This window comes from Pannus brasiliensis CCIBt3594 (assembly GCF_036688125.1).
GTDB classification, from domain to species: Bacteria; Cyanobacteriota; Cyanobacteriia; order Cyanobacteriales; family Microcystaceae; genus Pannus; species Pannus brasiliensis.
On record NZ_JBAFSM010000002.1, the window covers coordinates 30145 to 53749 of the forward strand.

The 23605-nt window shown below is 51.1% G+C and carries 25 protein-coding genes; 8 read left to right on the forward strand and 17 right to left on the reverse strand.

Going from position 1 to position 23605, the window contains the following annotated elements; translation table 11 throughout:
* Positions 1 to 167: 167 nt before the first annotated feature.
* Positions 168 to 902: an ABC transporter ATP-binding protein gene (locus tag V0288_RS01395; protein ID WP_332863214.1), complete on the forward strand. Its 735-nt coding sequence runs from the start codon at positions 168 to 170 to the stop codon at positions 900 to 902.
* A gap of 96 nt (positions 903 to 998) precedes the next feature.
* On the opposite strand, the gene V0288_RS01400 is transcribed toward V0288_RS01395, so the two are convergent.
* The gene (locus tag V0288_RS01400) at positions 999 to 1325 is read right to left on the reverse strand and encodes a hypothetical protein (RefSeq protein WP_332863215.1); all 327 of its coding nucleotides are present in this window, start codon (positions 1323 to 1325) and stop codon (positions 999 to 1001) included.
* Between the two features lie 481 nt (positions 1326 to 1806).
* Here V0288_RS01400 and gnd point away from each other — a divergent pair, with 481 nt between their 5' ends.
* Positions 1807 to 3234, forward strand: coding sequence for a decarboxylating NADP(+)-dependent phosphogluconate dehydrogenase (gnd, locus tag V0288_RS01405; RefSeq protein WP_332863216.1), 1428 nt, complete (start codon positions 1807 to 1809; stop codon positions 3232 to 3234).
* Here the strand turns inward: gnd and V0288_RS01410 are convergent.
* From V0288_RS01410 to V0288_RS01425, 4 genes are all read right to left on the reverse strand, one after another.
* Complete coding sequence (locus V0288_RS01410) at positions 3231 to 4193, reverse strand: HhH-GPD family protein (protein WP_332863217.1); 963 nt, start codon at positions 4191 to 4193, stop codon at positions 3231 to 3233. The two genes, gnd and V0288_RS01410, sit on opposite strands and share 4 nt — an antisense overlap.
* 222 nt (positions 4194 to 4415) lie before the next feature.
* Complete coding sequence (locus V0288_RS01415; protein WP_332863218.1) at positions 4416 to 6152, reverse strand: ABC transporter substrate-binding protein; 1737 nt, start codon at positions 6150 to 6152, stop codon at positions 4416 to 4418.
* A 40-nt stretch (positions 6153 to 6192) separates the two neighbouring features.
* Complete coding sequence (locus V0288_RS01420; protein ID WP_332863219.1) at positions 6193 to 6621, reverse strand: DUF29 family protein; 429 nt, start codon at positions 6619 to 6621, stop codon at positions 6193 to 6195.
* Positions 6622 to 6735: 114 nt separating this feature from the next.
* Positions 6736 to 7116 (reverse strand): hypothetical protein, encoded by a 381-nt coding sequence (locus tag V0288_RS01425; protein WP_332863220.1) that lies wholly within the window; start codon positions 7114 to 7116, stop codon positions 6736 to 6738.
* 78 nt (positions 7117 to 7194) lie between these two features.
* Between V0288_RS01425 and hpsP the strand changes: the two genes are divergently transcribed.
* Complete coding sequence (gene hpsP, locus V0288_RS01430) at positions 7195 to 8355, forward strand: hormogonium polysaccharide biosynthesis glycosyltransferase HpsP (RefSeq protein ID WP_332863221.1); 1161 nt, start codon at positions 7195 to 7197, stop codon at positions 8353 to 8355.
* On the forward strand, positions 8352 to 9218 hold the full coding sequence (locus V0288_RS01435) for a DUF1338 domain-containing protein (protein ID WP_332863222.1): 867 nt from the start codon (positions 8352 to 8354) through the stop codon (positions 9216 to 9218). The genes hpsP and V0288_RS01435 overlap by 4 nt, the downstream gene beginning before the upstream one ends.
* A gap of 43 nt (positions 9219 to 9261) precedes the next feature.
* Here V0288_RS01435 and V0288_RS01440 read toward each other — a convergent pair whose 3' ends face one another.
* Positions 9262 to 9579 (reverse strand): slr1957 family protein, encoded by a 318-nt coding sequence (locus tag V0288_RS01440; protein ID WP_332863223.1) that lies wholly within the window; start codon positions 9577 to 9579, stop codon positions 9262 to 9264.
* A gap of 187 nt (positions 9580 to 9766) precedes the next feature.
* A complete protein-coding gene (locus tag V0288_RS01445; protein ID WP_332863225.1) occupies positions 9767 to 10327 on the reverse strand; it encodes a 5-formyltetrahydrofolate cyclo-ligase in 561 nt (186 codons plus the stop codon).
* A 157-nt stretch (positions 10328 to 10484) separates the two neighbouring features.
* Between V0288_RS01445 and grxC the strand changes: the two genes are divergently transcribed.
* Together grxC and V0288_RS01455 are read left to right on the forward strand one after the other, a co-directional pair.
* Positions 10485 to 10799 (forward strand): glutaredoxin 3, encoded by a 315-nt coding sequence (gene grxC / locus V0288_RS01450; RefSeq protein ID WP_332863226.1) that lies wholly within the window; start codon positions 10485 to 10487, stop codon positions 10797 to 10799.
* Between the two features lies 1 nt (position 10800).
* The gene (locus tag V0288_RS01455; protein ID WP_332863227.1) at positions 10801 to 11292 is read left to right on the forward strand and encodes a nucleoside deaminase; all 492 of its coding nucleotides are present in this window, start codon (positions 10801 to 10803) and stop codon (positions 11290 to 11292) included.
* A 7-nt stretch (positions 11293 to 11299) separates the two neighbouring features.
* On the opposite strand, the gene V0288_RS01460 is transcribed toward V0288_RS01455, so the two are convergent.
* From V0288_RS01460 to V0288_RS01495, 8 genes are all read right to left on the reverse strand, one after another.
* Positions 11300 to 11722, reverse strand: a complete 423-nt coding sequence (locus V0288_RS01460) for a hypothetical protein (RefSeq protein WP_332863228.1) — start codon at positions 11720 to 11722, stop codon at positions 11300 to 11302.
* An 815-nt stretch (positions 11723 to 12537) separates the two neighbouring features.
* On the reverse strand, positions 12538 to 13593 hold the full coding sequence (locus V0288_RS01465; RefSeq protein WP_332863229.1) for a Fe(3+) ABC transporter substrate-binding protein: 1056 nt from the start codon (positions 13591 to 13593) through the stop codon (positions 12538 to 12540).
* 467 nt (positions 13594 to 14060) lie between these two features.
* Positions 14061 to 14270 (reverse strand): DUF6887 family protein, encoded by a 210-nt coding sequence (locus V0288_RS01470; protein ID WP_332863230.1) that lies wholly within the window; start codon positions 14268 to 14270, stop codon positions 14061 to 14063.
* Between the two features lie 74 nt (positions 14271 to 14344).
* Complete coding sequence (locus tag V0288_RS01475; protein WP_332863231.1) at positions 14345 to 16576, reverse strand: tetratricopeptide repeat protein; 2232 nt, start codon at positions 16574 to 16576, stop codon at positions 14345 to 14347.
* Between the two features lie 19 nt (positions 16577 to 16595).
* Entirely contained in the window at positions 16596 to 16982 is a 387-nt protein-coding gene (locus V0288_RS01480; protein WP_332863232.1) for a hypothetical protein, read from the reverse strand.
* Between the two features lie 113 nt (positions 16983 to 17095).
* Complete coding sequence (locus V0288_RS01485) at positions 17096 to 17374, reverse strand: DUF4164 domain-containing protein (RefSeq protein WP_332863233.1); 279 nt, start codon at positions 17372 to 17374, stop codon at positions 17096 to 17098.
* A 104-nt stretch (positions 17375 to 17478) separates the two neighbouring features.
* Positions 17479 to 17868: a hypothetical protein gene (locus V0288_RS01490; RefSeq protein ID WP_332863234.1), complete on the reverse strand. Its 390-nt coding sequence runs from the start codon at positions 17866 to 17868 to the stop codon at positions 17479 to 17481.
* A gap of 99 nt (positions 17869 to 17967) precedes the next feature.
* Positions 17968 to 19380 (reverse strand): collagen-like protein, encoded by a 1413-nt coding sequence (locus tag V0288_RS01495; protein ID WP_332863235.1) that lies wholly within the window; start codon positions 19378 to 19380, stop codon positions 17968 to 17970.
* 149 nt (positions 19381 to 19529) lie between these two features.
* Here V0288_RS01495 and V0288_RS01500 point away from each other — a divergent pair, with 149 nt between their 5' ends.
* The gene (locus V0288_RS01500) at positions 19530 to 20819 is read left to right on the forward strand and encodes a glucose-1-phosphate adenylyltransferase (RefSeq protein WP_332863236.1); all 1290 of its coding nucleotides are present in this window, start codon (positions 19530 to 19532) and stop codon (positions 20817 to 20819) included.
* A gap of 99 nt (positions 20820 to 20918) precedes the next feature.
* A complete protein-coding gene (locus V0288_RS01505; RefSeq protein WP_332863237.1) occupies positions 20919 to 21365 on the forward strand; it encodes a YidH family protein in 447 nt (148 codons plus the stop codon).
* 9 nt (positions 21366 to 21374) lie between these two features.
* Here the strand turns inward: V0288_RS01505 and V0288_RS01510 are convergent, their stop codons facing one another.
* Both V0288_RS01510 and petH read right to left on the reverse strand, forming a co-directional pair.
* On the reverse strand, positions 21375 to 22217 hold the full coding sequence (locus V0288_RS01510) for a ChaN family lipoprotein (protein ID WP_332863238.1): 843 nt from the start codon (positions 22215 to 22217) through the stop codon (positions 21375 to 21377).
* Positions 22218 to 22289: 72 nt separating this feature from the next.
* Positions 22290 to 23492, reverse strand: coding sequence for a ferredoxin--NADP reductase (petH, locus tag V0288_RS01515; protein WP_332863239.1), 1203 nt, complete (start codon positions 23490 to 23492; stop codon positions 22290 to 22292).
* Between the last annotated feature and the right edge of the window lie 113 nt (positions 23493 to 23605).

Here is a 23605-nt window from a genome sequence, read left to right on the forward strand (position 1 = left end):
GACTGTTCGTATTGTATCGGGAAAGTCCCCCGACCCCGATCGAGCGTCCGTATCGCGTTCGGCGTTTAATAAGATAGGGGGAGAGGCGCGAGGCTCGATCGATCTCCTGTCCCGATCGCCTTAGAGATAAATCACCCGAAAATCGGATTATTAGGAAAAAAACAAGCTTGATTTTAGATTTACAGCAAGTAACTTTAACGGTGCGCCGGGGAACGTCCCATCTCTTACAGGATGTCACCTTTTCCGTCGAACGCGGGGAACGAGTGGGAATTATCGGGGCTTCCGGCGCGGGGAAAACGTCGCTGTTACGGCTTCTCAACCGTCTCCAAGATGCCACGACCGGGGAGATTTTTTTCGAGGGGAAATCCAATCGACAGTTTCCCGTCGGGCAGTTGCGTCGGGAGATCGTTCTCGTCCCGCAGGAACCGAAATTATTAGAGTTAAAAGTACGGGAATCGCTGGTTTATCCGTTGGAATTACAGAAGCTACCGCGACGGGAAATTCTCGATCGCTTAGAACACTGGACGGCGCGGATCGGCATTCCGGAAGCGTGGTTCGATCGCACCGAATTACAATTATCCCTCGGTCAACGGCAGTTAGTATCGATCGCGCGGGGTTTACTATTGCAACCGAAAATTCTCCTCCTCGATGAACCCACGTCCGCGCTAGACGTGGGAACCGCGACGCGATTGTTCGAGGTATTGGCGAATTTACCGGATTTAACGATTATTATGGTTAACCATCAACTAGAATTCGTCAAAACCTTCGCCGATCGGGTGATCTATTTACAACGGGGACGGGTATTAGAAAATCGAGTCAGATCGTCGATCGATTGGGAGGAAATCCGCGCTCGTCTGGTAGCTTCGGAACAACAGAACTCGATCGATGAGTGGGAGGATTAATGAACTCACCACTCGTTCCGCTCCCGACGGGGTAAAGATTTCGGGGAAAAATCGAACCTCGATCGAGTTGACTTCCCCGATCTTTCCCGCGGTCTTTTAGTATGGCTCGATGAGTTGCAATAGATTCGTGACGTGGAATAAATAGCTTCGATCGTTCAGGGTTTCCGGGGAGAGTCTCCCGCGGACGATCGCGCTCTGTACCAAGGTGATCGGTGTGACCTTTCTCGATTTTATCCCCACCAGAAAAGCGCCGTTACTCGGGATTCCTTGTTTCTCGAAATAGCCTTGATAACCGAGATGAACGAGATAAAAAGGTTCGAGTCGGGGGGCATTTTCGCCCGAGTTCGTTGCCGCCCGAGTCGAGGGAATCGACAGGGTGGACAGGAAGAAAACGGATAAAACTCCCAGCAAGAAACGTTTCATATTTTTTCCCCTCGCCGATCGAGAGCGGGATCTCGATCGGGGAAGACCTCGATCGACTTCTATAACCCAGTTAATCCCCGATCGCGCGATCGTTCATCTTTCCCGGGTATTTCTCGTGAATTTCTTCGGGAATAGTTCTCGAAGGCTGTTAGCAATCCGACTCCAGCGATGGCAAGACTCATCAAAAATCTCTCGCGCGCTTCATTCTAAATGCCTGAAAATTTGACCGTAAAGAATCCGGGCAGAATAAAGATCGATTTTTCGGGATTAACTCCCTAATTTATTCCGTTTCCTCCCTCCTGACTCCTGACTCCTATCTCCTGTCTCCTTTCCCTGACGAAAAATTTGGTTTTCGGTAAAAAAGGCTACCGATCGAAGCCTAGCCATCTCGACCGACAGCTTAAGAAATAGAAAAGGAATCGCGCTCGATCGGAACCCGCGCGATAAAAGGAAATAAAGAAAGCACTAGCAACGAATTTCTATGACGAAACGCACCTTCGGAGTGATCGGACTCGCCGTAATGGGGGAAAATCTCGCCCTCAACGTCGAGAGTCGCGGCTTCCCTATCGCGGTCTATAACCGCACGAGCGCCAAAACCAAAGAATTCATGGAAACCCGCGCCGTCGGTAAAGATGTCAAAGCCGCCTATACCCTAGAAGAATTCGTACAGATACTCGAAAGACCCCGGAAAATCCTCGTCATGGTCAAAGCCGGTTCCCCGGTCGATGCCGTGATCGAACAACTCAAACCCCTTCTCGACGAGGGGGACATGATTATCGATGGCGGTAACTCCCTCTACGAGGATACCGAAAGACGCACCCGCGACCTAGAATCCACCACCAAACTCGGATTCGTCGGCATGGGAGTTAGCGGGGGAGAGGAAGGCGCGTTACACGGCCCCTCGCTGATGCCGGGGGGAACCGAATTCGCGTACCGGGAACTCGAACCGATTCTGACGGCGATCGCCGCTCAGGTCGATGATGGCCCCTGCGTCACCTACATCGGCCCCGGCGGCGCGGGACATTACGTGAAAATGGTTCACAACGGCATCGAGTACGGCGATATGCAGTTAATCGCCGAAGCTTACGATGTGATGAAAAACGGTCTAGGATTGACCAACGAACAGCTACAAGCCACCTTCGCCGAGTGGAACACCACCGACGAGCTAAATTCCTATCTCATCGAGATTACCGCCGATATTTTCAAATACATCGACCCGGAAACCGGGAAACATCTCGTCGATCTCATCCTCGATTCCGCGGGACAGAAAGGAACCGGACGCTGGACGATCGTGAGTTCGTTAGAATTGGGTGTACCGATCCCGACCATGTACGCCGCGGTGAACGCGCGCGTGATGTCCGCGTACAAGGAGGAACGGGTAGCGGCCTCGAAAGAATTACCCGGCCCCGCGGGAACCTATCCCGGCGATACCGCGGCTTTCGTCAATAAGGTGCGGGACGCGCTGTATTGCTCGAAAATGTGTTCCTACGCGCAGGGAATGGCGTTAATCGCCAAAGCCTCGAAGGAATTTAACTACAATATCAGCCTGCCGGAGTCGGCGCGTATCTGGAAAGGCGGCTGTATTATCCGGGCGGGATTTTTGGATAAAATCCGCAAAGCTTTCGCGGAAAATCCCGGCTTACCGAATCTGTTACTCGCGCCGGAGTTTAAACAGAGTATCCTCGATCGACAGGAATCGTGGCGCGAGGTGTTAGTGTTAGCCAATAAGTTAGGCATTCCCGTCCCGGCGTTCAGCGCGTCTCTGGACTATTTCGACAGCTACCGTCGGGCGGATCTACCGCAGAATCTCACGCAAGCGCAACGGGATTACTTCGGGGCGCACACTTACGAACGCGTCGATAAACCGAGAGGCGAATTTTTCCATACCGATTGGATTTCGGCTTCCTAACCGTTTCGGGGCGGGTTCTCTCGCCCTTTTCTATAAAAATCGCAGTTTTTCTGTAAGGGACAAACCGAACAGCGAGGGTTCGGAGTACAGACGAGAGCGCCGAAATCGATCAGCGTCCAGTTCCATTCTTTCAGGTTCCGTTTCGGGGCGATCGCTTCCGCCGCGTCCCACAGATAATGATCCCGCGACTTTTCCCCCCTCCCTTCCAGCCCGAAAAAGCGTTCGAGAATCCGCACCACGTTAGTATCGAGGACGGGGGCGCGTTGCCCGAAAGCCGTGGCTAGAACCGCGTTGGTGGTGTAGCGTCCCACGCCGGGCAGAGTCATCAACTCTTCGGCTCGATCGGGAATTTCCCCCCCGTAAGTCCCCACCAGACGCGCGGCCGATCGATGTAACTGCGACGCGCGAAAGTCCAATCCCAACGGGGCGATCGCTTTTTCGATACTTTCTACGGGCGCGTTGGCGAGGTCTACCACGGTCGGGTATTTTTCGAGGAAAGCGATGTAAACCGGGGTAACGTTCTCGGCCCGCGTTCGGGTGAGAAACATCTCGGCGATGAGAATATGATAGGGATCTTTCGTCTCGCGCCACGGGAAATCGCGGCGATTCTCCCGAAACCAAGCTTTTAAACGGCGACGGAACCACTGGAGTTTCGCGGGATCGATCGCCAGTTCCCGACTTTCCCCGCGACGTTCTAACTGTTCTAGCCGTCGAGATTCGGCCAGATGTTCCGGCAGTTGCCCGTCGATCGCCATTCTCGCGCCGAGTTGACTGTATTCGGCGATCAATCGGTCGGTTAGGGCGATTTTGCGTTCTAGGGTTTCCAAGCGTTCTCTATCGCGTCTTTTTCCCGTTCCCGTTCTCGCGAGGGATTGCCGTAACTCGATCGACTGTCGGTGTAGTTCCTCGATCTCGCGATCGATCGAGTCCGGGAAAGCGATGTCTAGGAGGTTGTCCATAGATGGCCGTTCGATCGGTTCAATACTATTGTATTCAATTCGATCGGGGCGTGGGGAGATGGGATGTCGGGTGTCGGGTGTCGGGTGTCGGGTGTCGGGAGATGAGGGAGTTTTTTTGGGAAAAAGGGGAAGGGGAAAAGGGAAAAGACGACTTTTAAGCCCTTCACCTTTACCCTTTACCCTTTACCCTTTTCTCTACACCCTACACCCCACACCCTATTCTCACGTTTTCTCACAGACTTTTTTCAACTCGTCTAGATTCCAGAACTCGCCACCTAACGCGGAGTATTGAATCTCCTCGAAACAGTTTCGCACCGCGCCTAACGATAGGGGATTGACGAGATAGATAAAAGGAACGTACTCGTTCTGTAAGTGCTGGATCTCGTCGTAAATGACTTTCCGTTTTGCGGGGTCTAATTCTTGCGATCCTTGAATGTATAACTGGGCGATTTTTTCCTCCCAATCGGCCACTTCTTGCCCTTCGAGTGCTTTTCCGGGGGGGGATTGTTGGTTAAACGAGTGTAAGTTTCCATCCACGTACCAGATATTCGGCGCGTGAGGATCGTTATCCCCGGTGAATCCGAGAATGTGCGCTTCCCAATCGAGATCGACATTTAATTTATCGACAAGATTATTAAAAGCGGTCGGCTGAAAATCAACTTTAATTCCAATCTTTGCGAGATCTTCTTTAATTTGCGCTCCCATAAACTGCCTCGTTTTATTTTCCGCATTAGTAATTAGGGTAAAACGAACGGGATTATTATCTTGGTCAACTAACAGATTCTGACCATTGTATTTAAAACCCGCTTCTAAAAGTAATTGTTTCGCTCTTTCGGGATCGTATTGATAACCCTTGAGATTCTTGTCATAGTAGGGAGATTGAATCGACATGAACGAGTTCTGTTCCTGTCCTAATCCCCGATAGATGTTGTCGATCATTCGCTGTCGATCGATCGCGTAGGCGATCGCTTGACGGAATTTCACGTTATTAAACCAGCGGGATTTAATCGGATCTACCAGAGGTTTTCCATTCCGTTTTCCTTTATTAAGATTGAAGCTGAGAAATTGAGTCCCGTAAGCCGGCCCACCGTTATAGATGGTAAAATTCCCTCGATTCTCCTCATTTTTTAACAGAGAAAAATATTCGGGAGTTACCCTGATCGAATCTAAACCCCCCGATCGAAATTGCACTAAAGAAGTATCAGGAGACTCGACGATCGCCCACACCACCCGATCGATGTGCGGTAACTGTTTTCCCTCCTTATCCTTTTTCCAGTAGTACGGATTTTTCTCGAAAATAATCCGTTGTCCCGTGATGTATTCTTTGAGTTTATACGGGCCGCTAAAAACAATTTCTTCGGGAGGTGTATCGATTCCCCAAACCGAAAGAAATTCTAACTTTCCGTCCTTTCCTTTTTTCCGAACCGATTTTTCTAACACGTGTTTCGGTAAGATCGAGACTCCCAGACTATCGAGGAAAGGCGCGTAGGGTTCGGGTATTCTAAATTCTACCCGTCGATCATCGAGTTTTTTGACCGTCGGAAACACTCCTTTTTTACCTATTCGGAAACCATCTTTAGAGTTATTTGGAATATCGGGATTGAGATAGAGATCGTTAAAGCTGAAGACAACATCATCGGCGGTTAACGGCTTTCCATCCGACCATTTTAATCCCTCTCGCAGGGTAAAAATAATACTTAATTTATCGTCGGAAATCTCCCACGATTCCGCTAATCTAGGTTCTTTTTTGCCCGTGATCGGGTTTTCCGCTAACAATCCCTCGTAGGTTAACCCGAAAATATTCGGGGATTCGGCCGAAAGAACCGCATTAAAGGTTTTCGGATCGCCGGGGACGGATTGTACCACTTCATTGCGCGTTTGTCCCTTACCACAAGCCACCAGCGACAGGATTAGAACTCCCGCGATCGCCACCGCCATTACTTTCTTCAACCATTGCATAGATTCGATCTCTATCCTCTGCCAAAAATTCCCGATCCTCTCATCCATCTTCGCGTATTAGCGTCATCGATCGATTAATAATTGTCGATCGATCGATCCGGGCCGCGACCTCTTCCACCTCGTATCTCCCCTCGAAAGCCTCTAGCGCGGACAGCCGTAACGCGAGATCGTAAGCATCTTCCAGCGTTTCCCGTAATTCCGCGTCCGTTAAATAATTTCCCCTCGTTTTTCGCCGTTTATTCACCCGCTGAATTTCTTTCACGGAATTAGCGATCGAAATCTCCCACGATCTCGTCGTTCGGTTTTCTGCCGCTTGTTTAATAAGATGGAGAAGGAGAATTTTCGCGAAACTGAAAATTTTATTCAGCTTGTCATCCTTACTCATCTCGGTCATTTCCTCCACCAGAACCAGCGCTTCGGAAATATTTCCCGCGACGAGTAATTCCTTCAGTTCTAGCAGTTCTTCCATCGCTTTTCTCCATTCGGCGGATTATCGAGATAATCTTTTGATTTTCCCGATTTTTATGCCGTATCACCCGCGATTTTTGCCGAAATCGATCGCTTCGTGTCGGGTTACGATTTCCTATTGGCTACCGTCTTGCCGTCCCAATTCGTAGACCCCGCAGGCGATACAGGCGAGAATTCCGGCGCTAATCGCCCAACTTTCCCCTAAACCGAGTTTAACGCCCCAATTACACAACCCACCGATCGCCAGAAAGGGAAAAATACTGAATAGCGACGCGTAGAAAGCGTTCTGAGATTCGCGCGCGACGCGGGTTCTCTCGAACTCCTCCCGCGAAGTATACAACGATCGCTCGGCGAAATTGAACCAGCGATCGAGGAGTTCGATCACGCGATCGCGAACCCCCGTCAGTCCCAAGTATAAAGCCAACGACCACAGACAGCTACCGGCGATCATCGCGGGTTCGATGGCGATTCGGAAGGGCAGAAATTCACTTAACATAAGGGGGGAGTTTAGAAAAAGTAATCTTCAGCGATCTGCTTTAATAAAGTTTAACAATTCTTGACGCGCGAGAAACGGATGAAGATCTTACAGGTTGTCCCCTCGATTTCCCTGGTGTACGGTGGTCCCAGTCAGATGGTACTCGGTTTATCGGCCGCCCTCGCTAGACTGGGAGAGGACGTGACGGTAATTACCACCGACTCCAACGGGGACACCGGACAAGCGCCCCTCGACGTGCCGTTAGGGGTTCCGATCGAGCAGAATGGTTATAAAATCCTCTATTTTCGCTGTTCCCCGTTCCGTCGCTACAAATTCTCGCTCGATCTCTTCAACTGGTTAAACACCCACGCGCGCGAGTTCGATATCGCCCATATTCACTGTCTCTTTTCCCCCGTTAGCAGTATTTCCGCCTCGATCGCCCGTTCTCGCCGATTACCCTACATTCTCCGTCCCCTCGGAACCCTCGACCCCGCCGACCTCCGCAAAAAACAACAACTGAAAAAACTCTACGCCACGTTTCTAGAAAAACCGAATATCGCGGGTTCCGCCGGGATTCACTTTACCAGCGACCAAGAATGCCGCATTTCCGAACGATTCGGCGTGAAAACGAACGATATCGTCCTCCCGATCGGTGTGAACTTACCATCGGGAACCGCGAAAAATCGGGAGGAATTAGGTATCCCTAGCGATAAACCCGTGATTCTCTATATGTCCCGTCTCGATCCGAAAAAAGGCTTGGATTTACTGCTACCGAGTCTCGAAAATCTCGTTAAAAAGGGAATCGACTTTCATTTCGTCCTCGCGGGGGGAAATCTTCAGGATGCCGACTACGAGAATCGGGTGAAAAACCAGGTCAGAAACTCGATAATCGGTCAAAACAGCACGATCGCGGGTTTCGTGACGGGAGAAACGAAGCGAGGACTCCTAGAAGCGGCGGATCTTTTCGTTTTACCCTCCTATTACGAGAATTTCGGGATCGCCGTAGCCGAAGCGATGGCCGCGGGAATTCCCGTCGTCATTTCCGATCGAGTGGACATCCATCCGGAGGTAGAAAAATTTAACGCGGGATGGATAACACCCTGTAACGTGGAAGAATTAACCGCAACGCTAGAAAATTCCCTAAAAAATCCCGAAGAAAGACGGCGGAGAGGGAAAAACGCGCGTGAATTGGTAATCGATAAATATAGTTGGGATTCGATCGCCCGGCAGATGGTCGCCGTTTACGAGAAAAATCGATGAAAAACCCCGAAATCGCCCGTCAATTGTGGTCTGAACTCTGGCAGGATTACCGTCAGCGCGTCCGATACGCCCGAGTTTATCAAGAAATGATCGAAAGTGCGGGGGGAAGTATCGCCAACGATCATATCGCTTTTCGTTCCCTATGCCTGAAAATCGGCGATCGACCCTTCGGAATCGCCTATCTCGAACCGATAATCGAATCCTTGGGCTATCGCGTCGGGGGAGAGTACCATTTTCCCGCCACCCATCTCTACGCGCGCCATTATTCCCATCCCGAACAGGACAGCCTCGATCTGCCGAAACTGTTTATCAGCGAGTTAATCGTTTCCGAACTCCCCGCGGAAATCGCGAGTTCGATCGAATCCACCGTTCTCGATCACCCCGCCAATACACAAAATCTAGAATTCGTCAAGGACTATTTAAAAATCTTTACCCGTCCTTGGTCGATCCCGTCGCGCTCGGTAGTTGAGGCGGTAAATCAAGTTAGTCAGTACGGCGCGTGGGTGTTATTACACGGATATAGTGTCAATCACTTTACTGGCTACGTCAATCGCCAGAATACGCCCGTTTACGCCGATATAGAGAGTACGGCGCGGGGATTGAGCGATCGGGGGGTTCCCATGAAAGATACCGTAGAGGGCGATCGGGGGACGGGACTCCGGCAAACCGCCACCCGCGCGATAACGGAAACGGTAACGGTCAAAGATGACGCGACCGGGGAATCGATCGAGATCCCGTGGACCTATGCCTATTACGAGATCGCCGAAAGAAACGCGATCCGATTAGCCGACGGACGCGAGGAATTATTTCAAGGCTTCCTCGACGCGCAGGCGAAAAATCTTTTCGAGATGACAAAACAGTAGGCGGGAGGCGGGAGGAAACGAAAATAGCGTGAAGGGCGATCGCTTAATACTCTACTTCTAATTGCGCCGCCGTCACCGCGTCGAACGCGAAAGCCAACACCACCGGCATCGGACAGACGAAAACCAACCCGACAACTACCGCGATCAGCGTAAAAGCGATCGCCATTCCCAACCACCATTTTTCATCGGGACAAAGACCCCTTTGCCGCTTGATTTTCTGTAATACTTTTGTCGGGATCGGTTCCGGCATTACCGCGTTCGGTGGAAACGCCCAATAGTTGCTATAACGCTCGATAAATAGATCCGTCCAACCGTTTTCTTCACACCATTCTTGAATCCATCGATCGTGAAAATGTTTCATCGTTAACCCCCATTGTTACTCGCGATTTCTAGTCGATAATTTACTGTAATAGCATTTATAAGCATCTCTCGATACGATACCGATCCTAGCAAGGCCATCTAGTTCGGCGATCGAATTCAATAAATCTTTACGTTATTCCTCGCGCGATTGTAGAGCCTTATTGAGTAATAATACTTAAGTCTAAAAGTTAAAAAATCTCGATCCGAGACTCGGTACAAATTCCCTGTAACGGTTTATCCCAGGGATCGATCGGCAGTTCTTCTAGATAGAATCCCTCGAAAAGAATGCCGATCGTCGGAATATCCCGCCATTCGGGACGCGCGAGAACCCGATCGAAATAGCCCCCCCCGTAGCCCAAACGATACCCCCGTCGATCGCAAGCCACCGCGGGAATTAATAGTAAATCCACCTCCGCGGGCAAAATCTCCGGGGCGATCGCCATCGGTTCGTAAATCCCGTACCGGTTCAATTCCAACGGATCGCCCGGTGTCCAGCAGTGCCAGCTTAACGAGTCCCCCGCGCATCGCGACAATCCCCAACGGTGATGCAGGGTGAACAGGGAGCTTAGATCCGGTTCCTGACGGTAACTAAAATAACCGAGAATCGTTTTCGCTCGCTGGAATAGGGCGAGAGCGCGTAAATTCTCGCGCAGACGCTCGCTATCGTGTTCCCAGCGCTCGATCGGGATCGATCGTCTCGCCGCGATCAGTTGTTTTCTCAGTCGGGCTTTCCGGGTGGCCGAATCCATATTTTTAGGCAGGAGGCGGGAGGCAGGGGGCAGGAGGAAAAAATAGGGATGTAATTCTAAAAGGCGATCGATTTTCGATTCTCGTCCGGGCGCGATGATTTCGGCTACCGGTTCGATCGAGATAGAGTAGTAGTAAAAATCCCTCTTTCAAAAAACCATGCTAGATCTATTAAACTCCCTCTTGGGTCGTCATCCGGAAAAAATTAAAGCGAACGTCGAGATTTACACCTGGGCGACCTGTCCCTACTGCATCCGCGCGAAATGGCTCCTCGGGTGGAAAGGCGTGAACTACACCGAGTATAAAATCGACGGGGACGAGACCGCGCGCCAGTCTATGAGCGAGAGAGCGGGCGGGAAACGGAGCGTTCCCCAGATTTTTATCGATAATCAACACGTCGGCGGCTGTGACGATCTCTACGCCCTCGATCGGGCCGGAAAACTCGATCCCCTCCTCGCTCGATCGAACGCTTGAAATGTGGGACTATCTGAACGCTATCGACGAGTCCACCTATCTCCGCCACCGTCAACGCATGGGCGAGGCGCTACTCCTGGCGCGGTCGGCCGGGGAAGCCGGGGATGTGCCGGTCGGGGCGATTATCACGGATAAAAACGGCGAGATCATCGCGCGGGCGGCGAATCGCAAGGAAAGAGACCGCGATCCGACCGCTCACGCGGAAATTCTCGCTCTACAAATGGCGAGTCGGGTATTAGGCGATTGGCACCTGAACGACTGCACGCTGTACGTCACCCTCGAACCCTGCCCGATGTGCGCGGGGGCGATCCTTCAGGCCAGGTTGGGGCTGTTAATTTACGGCGCGGACGATCCGAAAACGGGAGTGATTCGCACCGTGGCCAATTTTGCCGACAGTGTTTTTTCTAATCATCGTTTGCCGACGATCGCGGGAGTTCTAGAAACCGAGGCTAGGGAACTGTTGCGGACGTGGTTCGAGAACAAGCGAGCGTGAGGGAGGATTAGCCCGCGGTTTTTTCGGGTTCCAGAAGCGTCTCGATCGATAACAGAGAGATCGAGCCGTTCGGGAGTAAGAAAAAACGCCAGATCTGGTCGATATCGGCCTTAGAACCGAACCAGGGGATACGCGCTTTCCCGAAAACCGTGATTTGTAGGCGACCGTTCGAGCCGACCGCGGAACTATATCGTTCGGGGATTAACTCCACGTCTCGGTATTCCTCTCGTAAATAGGCGAGAATGGAAGTCTGTCCGACGATCGGAATCTCGAAAGGCGGCTGTAATGCTCCCCTCGGATCGAATAACCGAACGGCCTCGGAAAAATTACCTAGATTGATTGACTCCAGATAACGGAGAACGATAGGATGATCGAGTTTTCCGATCGGGTGGGGGCAGGATTCAGGAGCGGACGCGATAGTGTAGGCCATACTTCAAGGCTCCAAGTTTGAAGAATATGAAAACCGATAGAATTGAGAGATATCCTCCCAATCCGAGAGAGCGCGGGGCGTGACAATATTTTTGCACTACCGTGAAAACACTGAGATTCGAGCGATAGGCAAAATCTATCACACCGGGACGGGAGAGTCAAAAAAGATAACTCTATCTTAAGGTATGTTCCTAGAGACAGATGAAGTTTAGATCGTCGGTCACGACCACTATTGAACGAAAAAGGCCAAAAACTCGATACTATGCCGATTTTCAAGTTAATCCCCGTACCGAGAGACCTCTCCTCAGCACCAAGCTCGCTGACCGAGGCAGAAAACGCTCGAAAATTGTCCTTGTTTGCCCAAATTTAGCGATTATTATCGATCGGGTTAAATTTTGTTTCTTGTAGGCGTATATCAGGTAACAGTCACCGGGGAGTGAATCATTTCTCGATCGTTTTTCCTCGTTTTCACTATACCATGAAATCCCGATCGAACAAGTTCAACGATCGGGCGGACGGGGGTTATCGCGGGAAAAAGGGCGAGAATTTCACGCGATCGTGAGGAGATTTGACAATAAATTTCTAATTTCTCAATAGTAAATCGTAACGCCCCTCGATCGAGCGCGACTTTTTCTAGAAATTCGTCAGGTAATCGGCAACGGGCGATCGGCGAAAGTAAACCGTGAGTTGGTTGAATCGTCCTAACCTTACCCCGCGATGCTATCCAACCTAAAAATCGCTATATTCTTATCTCTAAAAGCGAAATATTTCTAAATTACTCGATGGGAGGCGGGAAACTCCCACCCCCCGCGGGAACTATTTCCAACCCGCGCGATCCATCACCTGTACGGCTTTGGCTAGATTCGGCCCGTAATCCGCGACCGACGCGGTATCCTCTTTCCCCCGCCCGAGTTTGGCGAGGTAGGGGTCGAGCGTGATCCCACGGACGACGGGATACTCGTTATTTCCCTTGGCGAAAAAATTCTGCGCCTCGTTACTGGAGAGATATTCCAAAAAGCGGATCGCGGCCTCCCGATTGGGCGCGGTTTTAATCAATCCCCCGCCGCTGATGTTGACGTGCGTGCCGCGTCCCCCCTGATCGGGGAAAATAACGCCCACTTTGTCATAAATCGCCCGTTTCGCGGGATCTTTATCCTCGGCGTATCCGGCGAGATAGTAGGTATTGGCGATCGCCAGATCCGCCAATCCCGCCGCTACCGCCTCGATCTGCGCTTTATCGTTGCCCTGGGGCGGCCGGGCGAAATTCGCGACCAGACCGCGACACCATTTCTCGGCCGCGGCTTGTCCTCGCGTATCGATCATCCACGCGGTAAAGGATTGGCTGTAAATATTGCTGGACGATCGGGTGACGACTTTCCCTTTCCATTTCGGGCTAGTTAGATCCACGTAGGATTTTATCTCGGAAGGGTTCACCCGGTCTTTGGCGTACATGATTACACGGAGACGCTTACTGAAACCGAACCAGTGTCCTTTCGGATGGCGGAGGTTGGCGGGAATTCGAGCGCGGAGGATTTTCGAGTTCACGGGTGCGAAAATTCCCTGTTGATCGGCGCGCCACAACCGGCCCGCGTCCACGGTGAGCAGGATATCCGCGGGGCTATTGGCTCCCTCGCTCTTGATCCGCTCGATCAGGGGATCGGCCTCTCCCTCGATGAGATTTACCTTGATCCCGGTCTGACGGGTGAAGTTGTCGTACAGCCGGCGATCGGTGTTGTAATGGCGGGAGGAATAGAGGTTTATTTCCTTGCTTTGAGCGGAAACGGGGCTAATTCTACTCAATTGTCCCGCCGCCACCGCTAGAGCCGCGGTTCCCGTCCCGAGAAAGACCCGTCTCGTGATTTTATCGGACATTACTCCTTCCTATTGACTAGATTGCCATTCCTCATTGTACAGTTTATCGCGAATAATTCCTAACTATCGGGGATATTTCGCGCGATCGATACCGGGACAAGTCAGGATAATCCTTGTGAAATCAGGCTTTCCCCCGATCGATCGCCCGGCGGTTCCGATTCGACTATCGCTATTATTCCTCAATAATTCTGGCGGAAGGTGGCGATCGGCCCGATCGAGGGGAAATACCGGCGATCGATCCCGTTCCCGAAAAAAGGTTTTTCCCCCGATTTACGGAATAGCGAAACAATTTAGTTAAATTGTCAATTTTTTCTCGAAAGAGCTTGACAAAAATCGACGACTTGACGGATAATTATATTTAGAATGGAAATCCGTGCTTTCCTGTAGACTCTCTTTTTTGACCGCGATTTTGAAGGTTTTTCTCTGAGTTTTTTCGCGAGCGTTATTCTCCCGATTTCTCCGGACGATTATTCTTCTCGTTTTTTCATCCGTTCTTGTAGAGCTTTTTCCATGATCGCGAAGCCTTCCGGTGTGGTTGGACTGGGATACCAAGGGGAATCGGGATTTTCCGCTTCCAAGCGATCGACCAATCGATAAAAAGCTTCTGTATCCTGTTTATGATCGAGAACGTAGGCTTTTAATTCGGTCACGCTCATGGCATCGAAATCCGGTTTCATAAAAACCTCCATAAACCATTTCGATCGATTTGTTTCGGGATTGGCGCGTTGAGATTGGCTCGTTAACGGGTAATCTATCCCAACCTTAACCAACGTCGTAACAATCGCCACACCCCCATGATAAGCGCGACGAGAACAATCGCGGGAAACTTGAACGCACCGAGAAAGAAAGCGACAATAAACGGAAATTTTCTCTTTTTTAACCCTTGAATTTCATGATCGCAACGTTGGACATATTCATCTAATCCCATCGCTTGATACAATTCTCGCGACCGCAAATAAGCGTCTCTCGCTTCCGATTTGCTGTCGAGTTTGCTGAAGGTAATTCCAAGATTAAACCAAACACTCGCTTCTCCCCATCGATCGCCGATCTCCCGAACGATAGCCAGAGACTGTTGATGGAACTCGATCGCCTCCCGGTATTGTCCGAGGAAATGGTAAGCGTTACCTAAATTTCCATAGGAACTCGCTTCCCCCCATCGATCACCGAATTTCCGAAAGATAGCTAGAGACCGTTGATGATACTCGATCGCCTCCCGGTATTGTCCCAGGGAACGGTAAGCGTTGCCTAAACCCATGTAGGAACTCGCTTCCCCCCGTCGATCACCGCTCTCCCGAAAGATATCCAGAGACCGTTGATAGAACTCGATCGCCTCCCGGTATTGTCCCAGGGAACGGTAAGCGTTGCCTAAACCCATGCAGGAATTCGCTTCCCCCCGTCGATTGCCGCTCTCCCGAAAGATATCCAGAGACCGTTGATAGAACTCGATCGCTTCCCGGTATTGTCCCAGGGAAAGGTAAGCGTTGCCTAAATCTATCAGGGATGCGGGGTATTTCCAGTTCGTTTTATCGTCCTGTCGTGTGTAAACCTCGACTAACTGCTGGTAATAATCGACTTGCGTTTGATAGTATCCCTGCAAGGTGAGAAAATCATCAATATAATCGAGAATATCGAAAGCAGAGTCATAAATTTTTAGCTGACACCAATGATAGAAAATTTCTAAATATTCTTTTACGTCTTCTAAAGTTTGCCAAGGTTTTGCCTTAGCGGTGACAAGATAATAATTAAGGGCTTTCTGATGAAGTTCGGTTTGCTCTCCCGCTACATAGCGCGCGTATTCCAATACCAACGGCTGAAAACGGAACGATCGCTTTTGATTTTGCCAGCTTTCTTCTAGGAGCGATCGTCGTCGTAGTTCCCGTAGATCCGACTCGATTTCCGAGGGGTTCGGATCGGTGCGATCGAGTAGTGCGATCGCCGCGGCTGTATCGAAATCCCTCCGATAAACACTGGTTTTTAGAAACAATTCCCGCTGTTGTTCCGAGAGTCGATGAATACTCGCGTCCAACACTAAAGCGATTCTCACCGTCTCCTTCCGATGCGCTCCCCTCACCCGCGGATCGGTCAAAAGTCGCGGTAAATTTCCCAAACCTAAATCCGCTAACCGTTCTAAACTAGGCTCTCGCGGATATTCCGCCAAGAGTAGATCCGCCACCAATCGTAATAGTAAAGGATGCCCGTCCACCTCTCTCGAAAAATCCTCTAGATCCCCCGAGATTTTCGATTCTGTCAACAATGCCGCCCCTTCAGACGGTTTCAAACCTTTTAAGAGATGCCAGTGGTTAACGCCGGGTAAACGCGGTCTTTCCCGCGTCGTCACCAGAATCGTACTCGTATCGCCCTGTTCTACCCAAGCGGTAAAAAAGCTCTCGTAAAATGAATTATTCCAACTCCCATCTGCGTTAAATAAAGTTTCTAAATTATCGATAATAATCAAATGCTCCCGCGACTGTAACCGTTGAATTAAAACATCCTGTAATCGCGCCTCTTCCTCCGGAACTGGATAACCGAACGATCGCAAAATATCCCGCGCCAACCCGCTAAAACCCTCCGCGCCTCCCACCTCTCCCCAAAACCGTCGCGGAAATAAATCCTCGCCCTCGTTTCCCGAAGGATCTACGACAATTCTCTCCTCGTAAATCTTCGTCGTGAGGGTCGATTTGCCGATTCCCCCGATGCCCTCGATTCCGATCAAATGAACATTTTTATCCCGTAACCAGCCGTGAATTATCTCGATATCCTCCGTTCTTCCCTGCCAATAATCCAGACTTTTCCGAGGTTTTCCCGCTTTATAAATACCGCCCGAACCCGTAGAAACGGGATTTTCTAAACGTTGTAAAAGTTTTTCGTCAGGAACGCCGATGTTGATAATGTTGGCGTTCATTTCGCCAACTTGAATCATTTTAGCGTTATCTTTCGCCGTTCCCGATAGATGGATATCCGATCGATCCTGTTCCGAGTTCATGATAGATGGCTAAAACTATTTAAGGATTACCGACAAATCCGAGAACCTTGGCCGCCCCTCCGAGAATAGCGACCACTAGGGCGATTAAAATTCCCCGATTCGTAAATTCTTGATATTTTATTCTTTCCGTCAATCCTCTCATTTCTACCGATCCTCTTTCATCGAGAGCCTTGATCTCTCCCTTAACTCCTATTATTTCCACCGATAGTCTTTCATCGAGAGCCTTGATCTCTCCCTTAACTCCTATTATTTCCACCGATAGTCTTTCATCGAGAGCCTTGATCTCTCCCTTTATTTCCGTTTGTCCGATTTCTAATTTGGTTAGTCGATCGTCTATTTTATCTATTTTTCCCTCAATTCTCGTTAGGACAGCCTCTAGGGAATAGGTAACAGTTTCTCCAGACATTTTGATTAACTCCTATGGATAATTCGGTGGGTTGAACGACGGGAAACCCAACAGCCGAGGGGGGTTGTGTTGAGTGGGGGATGGGTCTTCCCACCCTCCTGGATCTCCCGGTTTTAAGGATTACCGACAAATCCGAGAACCTTGGCCGCTCCTCCGAGAATAGCGACCACGAGAGCGATCAAAATTCCTCGATTCGTAAATTCTTGATATTTTACTCTTTCGGTTAAGCCTCTCATTTCCGCCGAGAGTCTTTCATCGAGAGCCTTGATCTCTCCCTTCATTTCGGTTTGTCCGATCTCTAACTTGGTTAGTCTCTCGTCTATTTTATCTATTTTTCCTTCGATTCTCGTTAGGACAGCTTCTAGGGAATAGGTCACGGTTTCTCCAGACATTTCGATTAACTCCTATTCATTAACGGAACTGAAAATTGTTGATTTACCTTGAAATAAAATTCGAGGCGAATCGGTGAAATCATCACGATACGGTGAAACAACGTTTAAAAATTCACCGTATCGGCCTCGATTTTCCCTACCTGTTTCACGGTGCTATTATCGTGAGCCGTCGCCGTTAGAGAAATATTTTCCTGATTCCCCGCGCTAATTTCTTGGCGGATCTGTTGGGCTAAAGTTTGAATCTCCCGCGCGAATTCGGGGTCTTTAATCATCTCCACTTGGAGGAAAGGGACGACGCGCTGTTGCACTATCTCCTCGGATTTCATTTGTTCCGCTTCCACGATCGCCGTTTCCACCGCGGGTTCTTTCTTCAGTTTCCCCTTGATTTTTTTCCATAATTCTAACCCACCCGAGAGCGCGCCCTCGGTTAACTTGCCGATCGCCGCTTCAAAGGCAATTTTCGCGATCGCGGCCGCGGTAATTTCTAAACTCATGGCGATCCTCCCGACGATTTTCCTCGATTCTAGCAAAGAAAACCGAGCGCGGGAGTAAGGTAACTATTCAATTTTCCCGATCGCCTCCCGCCTCCTAAATTACCGACTCACCCCTTTAATCGTGTCGCGGAGGGTGATTTTCTGATCTTTAGAATAGCCGGCGAAAGTCCGGGTGGCGGTTAGTTCGATTTCTACTCCCGTTCCCGATCGCGACGCTTCGGCCGGGAGCGGTAACTGTCCGATCGCCAGTGTAAAACGATTCCCGTCCTGTGTCACCAATTCGGGGGGGATCTCTCCCTCGTAACGGGTGACGAAATCGGTACTCGGACTAATTTGAGGATCGTTCCCCGACCAGCGACTGACGCGATAGCGGACGAAAAACTTCGTACCGATCAAATTCGATCGATCCGCCGTATCTTCCAGAAAAACGCGTAAATTCTTCCCGTTGCCCGTGATGCCCCGATCCGCGAGTTTGGTCACATCCCGCTCGAAAATGGCATTATAAACGACGAATTCCGTCACCTTATTTTTCTGTTGGGTCGTTCCCTCGATCCAGAGATCCGGGGGAAGCGTGATTTTCATCTCCTTGTTATCGTTCAGGGAGAGCGTGAAACGTTGATCGGCGAAGCGATCGAAACTCTGGGGCGCGTTCCAGATCAGGATCATCGATCGCTCCGTCCGATCGACCAACACCCGATACTGATCGTCGATCGTCGAACCCGGCGCGAATAACGAGGCGGCCCCGGTACGGGTTTCCCAGGAATTTTTCGAGAGAATGTAGCCGCGTTCTTTTAATTCCGACAGGGGAACGCTGGCGGTCGGTTGATCCGCGGTCAGGGGGCGATCGAGTTGGATTAACGTTAACTGTCCCAACAATCCATCGCGTCCCGGCCGGCCGTTATTACCGCTCGTCCCGTCGATACCGTCCCGACAGCGGAACTCCCGCGTCGTACATCGATAATCCGGACTTCCCGGCCGTCCGCTACAGGTTTGAATTGTCCAAAACGGTTCCTGACAGCGACAGCCCTTTCCTCCCCGTCCTCCCTCGCCACCCTGTCCTCCCTTACCACCGGACGCGTTCACCATCACCTGCTGTAAAAGAGCGAGATCCTTGGCGTAGAGCGTCAGCGGGCCGCCGTTACCGCCATCGCCCCCGTTACCCCCGTTTCCACCATCCCCCCCGCCGGCCGCCTGGAGGTCGCGGGTACTGTTTTCCGGTTGACCGGTGCATCTCCCGTCGTCCCCGTTGGTTCCCCTCTCGCCATCGGTGCCGTTTTGACCGCTTAAATCCAATTTCAAGGGAGAACCGTCGAGAAATAAAGTGAGACTATCGCTATTTTTCCCGTTATTTCCCGCCTTGCCCGCTCCCCCGCCCCGTCCTCTCGTGCCGAAATTCTGTACCTCCGCGCCGAACGCGACCCAAGAACAGCGATCGAGCTTGGCCGTAGCGGGAACTAAATAGGGAAAAACGAGGAAAAAGGCAACTAGGGAAGCTTGGTAGCGAAAACGCATGATTTTGGGAATTTATCTCGAACGGTTTCCATTCATTCGGAACTGATGACTTTCGATTTCCGAGTTTTGTTTCCCCTCTATCGATCCGGCGCGCTCTCGTCATACACTTGACTGAGACAGGAAACAAGCCAATCGCGAGGGGTACGCGCGTGAAACGAGTCTTAGCTATTATATTGGGCGGTGGAGCGGGAACCCGTCTCTACCCGTTAACGAAACTCCGGGCGAAACCCGCCGTTCCTCTAGCGGGTAAATATCGGTTGATCGATATTCCCGTGAGTAATTGTATAAATTCCGAGATCGTCAAAATTTACGTTCTCACGCAGTATAATTCCGCCTCTCTCAACCGCCACCTGACCCGCACCTACAATTTCTCCGGATTTAGCGAGGGGTTTGTCGAGGTGTTGGCCGCCCAACAAACGATGGAAAATCCGCAGTGGTTCCAGGGGACGGCGGACGCGGTACGACAGTATATGTGGATGATGAGGGATTGGGACGTGGATGAATACCTGATCCTCTCCGGCGATCATCTCTACCGCATGGATTACAGTCAATTTGTCCAGCGCCACCGGGAAACTAACGCCGATATTACCCTATCGGTCGTCCCGATCGACGAACGGCGCGCCCCCGGTTTCGGCGTGATGAAAATTGACGACTCCGGCCGGGTGATCGATTTTTATGAAAAACCGCAGGGATCGGCCCTGGAACGGATGCGCGTCGATACGACGATTCTCGGCTTAAGTCCCGATCAGGCGCGGCAGAGTCCCTATATCGCCTCGATGGGCATCTATGTTTTTAAAAAGGACGTTCTCATCGATCTACTAGAGGCCAATAAAGAACAGACCGATTTCGGTAAAGAGATCATCCCCGCCGCGTCGAAGGATTACAATCTCCAAGCGTATTTATTTAAAGGTTATTGGGAGGATATCGGGACGATCGAGGCGTTCTACGAGGCCAATCTCGCCCTGACGCAACAACCGACCCCCCCGTTCAGTTTCTACGACGAGAAATACCCGATCTACACCCGTTCGCGTTATCTTCCCCCGACGAAGATGTTGAACTGTACCGTTACCGAGTCGATGATCTCGGAGGGGTGCATTCTCAAGGATTGTCGCATCCATCACTCGATTCTCGGTATCCGCTCTCGGGTGGAGAAAAATTGCACGATCGAGGATACGATGCTGATGGGTTTGGATATTTACGAGTCGTTCCCGGAACGCGAAAGTTTAGTCCGCAACGGCCAGATCCCGATGGGTATCGGCGCCGGTTCGACGATCCGCCGCGCGATCGTCGATAAAAACGCCCGCATCGGTTCTAACGTGTTAATCGTCAACAAAGATCGCGTCGAGGAAGCCAATCGCGAGGAGCTAGGTTTTTATATCCGGAACGGCATCGTCGTGATTTTCAAGAACGCCGTGATTCCCGACGGTACGGTGATTTAAGTTTCGCTGTAATGATACTGGATTAGGCGGGCGATCGCCCGCCTTTTTTCATGGTTTCGGGTAGGGCGATCGATTTTAGGTTCTAGTAAATTTGTTTAAATGGCCGTGTTAATGAATTCTCACTCTCGATCGCTCCCTCCCTATATGCAACTCCCCCCCGAAACACCGTACAACCTAAACAACGAACTAGCCAAAGAACGCAACCGCCAAGCGGCGGAAAGAACCCTAATGGCTTGGATTCGCACCTGTCTGGCGATGATCAGTTTCGGGTTCGGGATCGATAAAATCGTCGGCGCGTTAACGAGAACTCGATTAGGAAGTAGCGCTCGCGCCGATCTGAGCGTTCGTCTGGTGGGGATGAGTTTTATTCTCCTGGGAATGTTCGCCCTGCTCGCCGCGGTTCGCGAACATCAAGCCACTTTAAAATTAATCCGACGGGATGATTACGTGTACAGTCCCCCGCGCTCGATCGGAGTTTTCACCGCGGTCGCTTTACTGGCGATCGGCGCTGTCGCCTTTATCCTCTTATTAGAAGGTTTATTTTAAAGCCGTCCCTCACTTTTCCAACTGCCAATAATAATCCGCGGGCGCGGGTTTACCCTTTTCCCATAAATCCGCGTCGTATCCCAGAAAAATCGATCGAGCCGTCACCCGATCGCCCAATCTCCGTTTCACCCGATCGGGAATACCGTACCCGTAGATAATATGTCCTTTCCCCGCGAGAACGAGGATCTGATCGTCGGGGTTCGCGCGATGGAATTCGGCGATCGAATCCGCCATCGTCTCGTCCCACAACACCTGCGCCAGAAAGAAGCGATCGAATCCCTTACTGTTCCCCCCGCTATGCCGTTCGTATACCTCGCGGATCATCTGACGGTAAGCCTCGTTATCGGTCTTAATTTCCTCCTTCGGGGGGATGTAGGTCATTTCCGAGGGGGTAAGACTTTCCAGCCCCTCCCGCGCCACTTTTCGGGTGATTTCCGCGGGCGTATTCAGGGCGATAAGCGGGATTTTGTTCTCTCGGGCGAAACGGAGAAGCGGCGCGTAAAATTCCCAGTCGAAACCCCAGCGATCGTCGTATTCCGTTTTCTCGCGTAATTCCGTCTCCTCGATCGTCCCCGCGACGTATCGATCTAGATAAACTTGATAGGGACGTTGGAACATCTCGAAAGCGATCGCCACGCGGGGATTTTTCGCCTGTAGACGTTGGACGAGTTGGAATCGGGCCGCGTGATCCTCCGCTCGATCGTGCGTTTCCCCGATATACACGATATCCGCCCGCGCCAGATCGTCGAGGATAGCCGTTTGACGCGTTATTTGACCCCAAGCAACGGGAACGAGCAGGAAAAACAGGAATAACCCGATCGAGAGTCGCCACAGGTTCTTAGAAAGTCTCATGTTGGAAATCGATACGGCAGTAAAAAAGGTGGGCGATGCCCACCCCGTTCTATGTTAAAGCCTTCTCCCGGCTTAGTAGGTTTCTACGTGCCAACGATGCTCTTTCTTCAATTGCTTCTGATAGGCCGACCATTCCGCGCCATTTTTGGCCGCCGCGCCACTGAGCGCCTGATCGATACCGTCTTCCATCCCCTTGAGTCCGCACATATAAGCGTGGGTGTTGGGTTTTTGCAGGAGATTCCAGATCTCGTCCGCGTTTTCGGCGACCCGGTGTTGGATATACATTCTACCGCCCTCGGAGTTCTGCTGTTCCCGGCTGATCGCGTAGGTGAGACGGAAATTATCGGGGAACTCGGCCGCGATTTTTTCCAGTTCTTCTTTATAGAGAATATTCGCGGTCTTGGGAACCCCGAAGATTAACCAGGCGAGTCCTTTGAATTTGTAATCCTCGTGCTGTTCTTTAAACATCCGCCAGAGGAAAGCGCGGAAAGGAGCGATACCCGTTCCCGTCGCCATCATAATAATCGTCGCGTCCTCGTCTTCGGGGAGGAGCATTTCTTTCCCGACCGGGCCGGTGATCGCCACGTCCGCGCCGACTTCCAAATTGCAGAGGTAGGTCGAGCAAACCCCGTAGACGGTCTCGTTGGTTTCGGGGTGTTGGTATTCTAACTGACGGACGCAGAGGGAGACGGTTTTATCGTCCAGCTTGTCCCCGTGACGGGTAGAAGCGATCGAATACAGTCTAAGCTTGTGGGGTTTCCCGTTCGCGTCGGTTCCGGGGGGGATGATCCCGATACTCTGTCCTTCCAGATAGTGGAGATTTCCAGCGCTCAGGTCGAAGGTTAGATGTTGCACGATCCCGATGCCACCCTCGCCAACGAGGGAATAGTTCTCGATACATTTCCCGATGAACGGGTTATTCGGACGGTAAAGATTGACGGGGATCTCGGTTTTTTCTTTCGCTTGAGTCATGGCCTTTGCAGGGGTCTTCTCTTGAACTTTCGGTGGTTCAGCGATGACCTGTGGCGCGGGAGAGCGATCCGCGCTGATTTGTACGGGCGCGATCCCGTTGAGAGGCTTGATACTGACGATCTTTCCTCCCAAACGGCTGATCCGGCGCATTTCCTGATTCATGCGGCTGTAGGGAACGGTGAAAAACACGCTCCCGCTCTGACGGATCGAGTAGTCTAAGCTGTCCGTGTTGCCATTTTGACTTAGACCCACCACCTCGTAAACATACAGGCGGTTTCCAGCCGCGGTACTTGAACTGTACATTAAGATATAACTCCCAACTCTAGTCACGATAATCGTTCCATAGTTTAGCCTACCATCGGTAGGCTCTCTATTACGCCGGATCGAGAGTTATCCGAAAAACCACAGGCCACCGC

Bases quoted from the DNA above. Each gene is read 5' to 3' on its own strand.
- V0288_RS01400 (WP_332863215.1), bottom strand. From the start codon at position 1,325: ATGAAACGTTTCTTGCTGGGAGTTTTATCCGTTTTCTTCCTGTCCACC.
- gnd (WP_332863216.1), top strand. From the start codon at position 1,807: ATGACGAAACGCACCTTCGGAGTGATCGGACTCGCCGTAATGGGGGAA.
- V0288_RS01410 (WP_332863217.1), bottom strand. From the start codon at position 4,193: ATGGACAACCTCCTAGACATCGCTTTCCCGGACTCGATCGATCGCGAG.
- V0288_RS01415 (WP_332863218.1), bottom strand. From the start codon at position 6,152: ATGCAATGGTTGAAGAAAGTAATGGCGGTGGCGATCGCGGGAGTTCTA.
- V0288_RS01420 (WP_332863219.1), bottom strand. From the start codon at position 6,621: ATGGAAGAACTGCTAGAACTGAAGGAATTACTCGTCGCGGGAAATATT.
- V0288_RS01425 (WP_332863220.1), bottom strand. From the start codon at position 7,116: ATGTTAAGTGAATTTCTGCCCTTCCGAATCGCCATCGAACCCGCGATG.
- hpsP (WP_332863221.1), top strand. From the start codon at position 7,195: ATGAAGATCTTACAGGTTGTCCCCTCGATTTCCCTGGTGTACGGTGGT.
- V0288_RS01435 (WP_332863222.1), top strand. From the start codon at position 8,352: ATGAAAAACCCCGAAATCGCCCGTCAATTGTGGTCTGAACTCTGGCAG.
- V0288_RS01440 (WP_332863223.1), bottom strand. From the start codon at position 9,579: ATGAAACATTTTCACGATCGATGGATTCAAGAATGGTGTGAAGAAAAC.
- V0288_RS01445 (WP_332863225.1), bottom strand. From the start codon at position 10,327: ATGGATTCGGCCACCCGGAAAGCCCGACTGAGAAAACAACTGATCGCG.
- grxC (WP_332863226.1), top strand. From the start codon at position 10,485: ATGCTAGATCTATTAAACTCCCTCTTGGGTCGTCATCCGGAAAAAATT.
- V0288_RS01455 (WP_332863227.1), top strand. From the start codon at position 10,801: ATGTGGGACTATCTGAACGCTATCGACGAGTCCACCTATCTCCGCCAC.
- V0288_RS01460 (WP_332863228.1), bottom strand. From the start codon at position 11,722: ATGGCCTACACTATCGCGTCCGCTCCTGAATCCTGCCCCCACCCGATC.
- V0288_RS01465 (WP_332863229.1), bottom strand. From the start codon at position 13,593: ATGTCCGATAAAATCACGAGACGGGTCTTTCTCGGGACGGGAACCGCG.
- V0288_RS01470 (WP_332863230.1), bottom strand. From the start codon at position 14,270: ATGAAACCGGATTTCGATGCCATGAGCGTGACCGAATTAAAAGCCTAC.
- V0288_RS01475 (WP_332863231.1), bottom strand. From the start codon at position 16,576: ATGAACTCGGAACAGGATCGATCGGATATCCATCTATCGGGAACGGCG.
- V0288_RS01480 (WP_332863232.1), bottom strand. From the start codon at position 16,982: ATGTCTGGAGAAACTGTTACCTATTCCCTAGAGGCTGTCCTAACGAGA.
- V0288_RS01485 (WP_332863233.1), bottom strand. From the start codon at position 17,374: ATGTCTGGAGAAACCGTGACCTATTCCCTAGAAGCTGTCCTAACGAGA.
- V0288_RS01490 (WP_332863234.1), bottom strand. From the start codon at position 17,868: ATGAGTTTAGAAATTACCGCGGCCGCGATCGCGAAAATTGCCTTTGAA.
- V0288_RS01495 (WP_332863235.1), bottom strand. From the start codon at position 19,380: ATGCGTTTTCGCTACCAAGCTTCCCTAGTTGCCTTTTTCCTCGTTTTT.
- V0288_RS01505 (WP_332863237.1), top strand. From the start codon at position 20,919: ATGGCCGTGTTAATGAATTCTCACTCTCGATCGCTCCCTCCCTATATG.
- V0288_RS01510 (WP_332863238.1), bottom strand. From the start codon at position 22,217: ATGAGACTTTCTAAGAACCTGTGGCGACTCTCGATCGGGTTATTCCTG.
- petH (WP_332863239.1), bottom strand. From the start codon at position 23,492: ATGTACAGTTCAAGTACCGCGGCTGGAAACCGCCTGTATGTTTACGAG.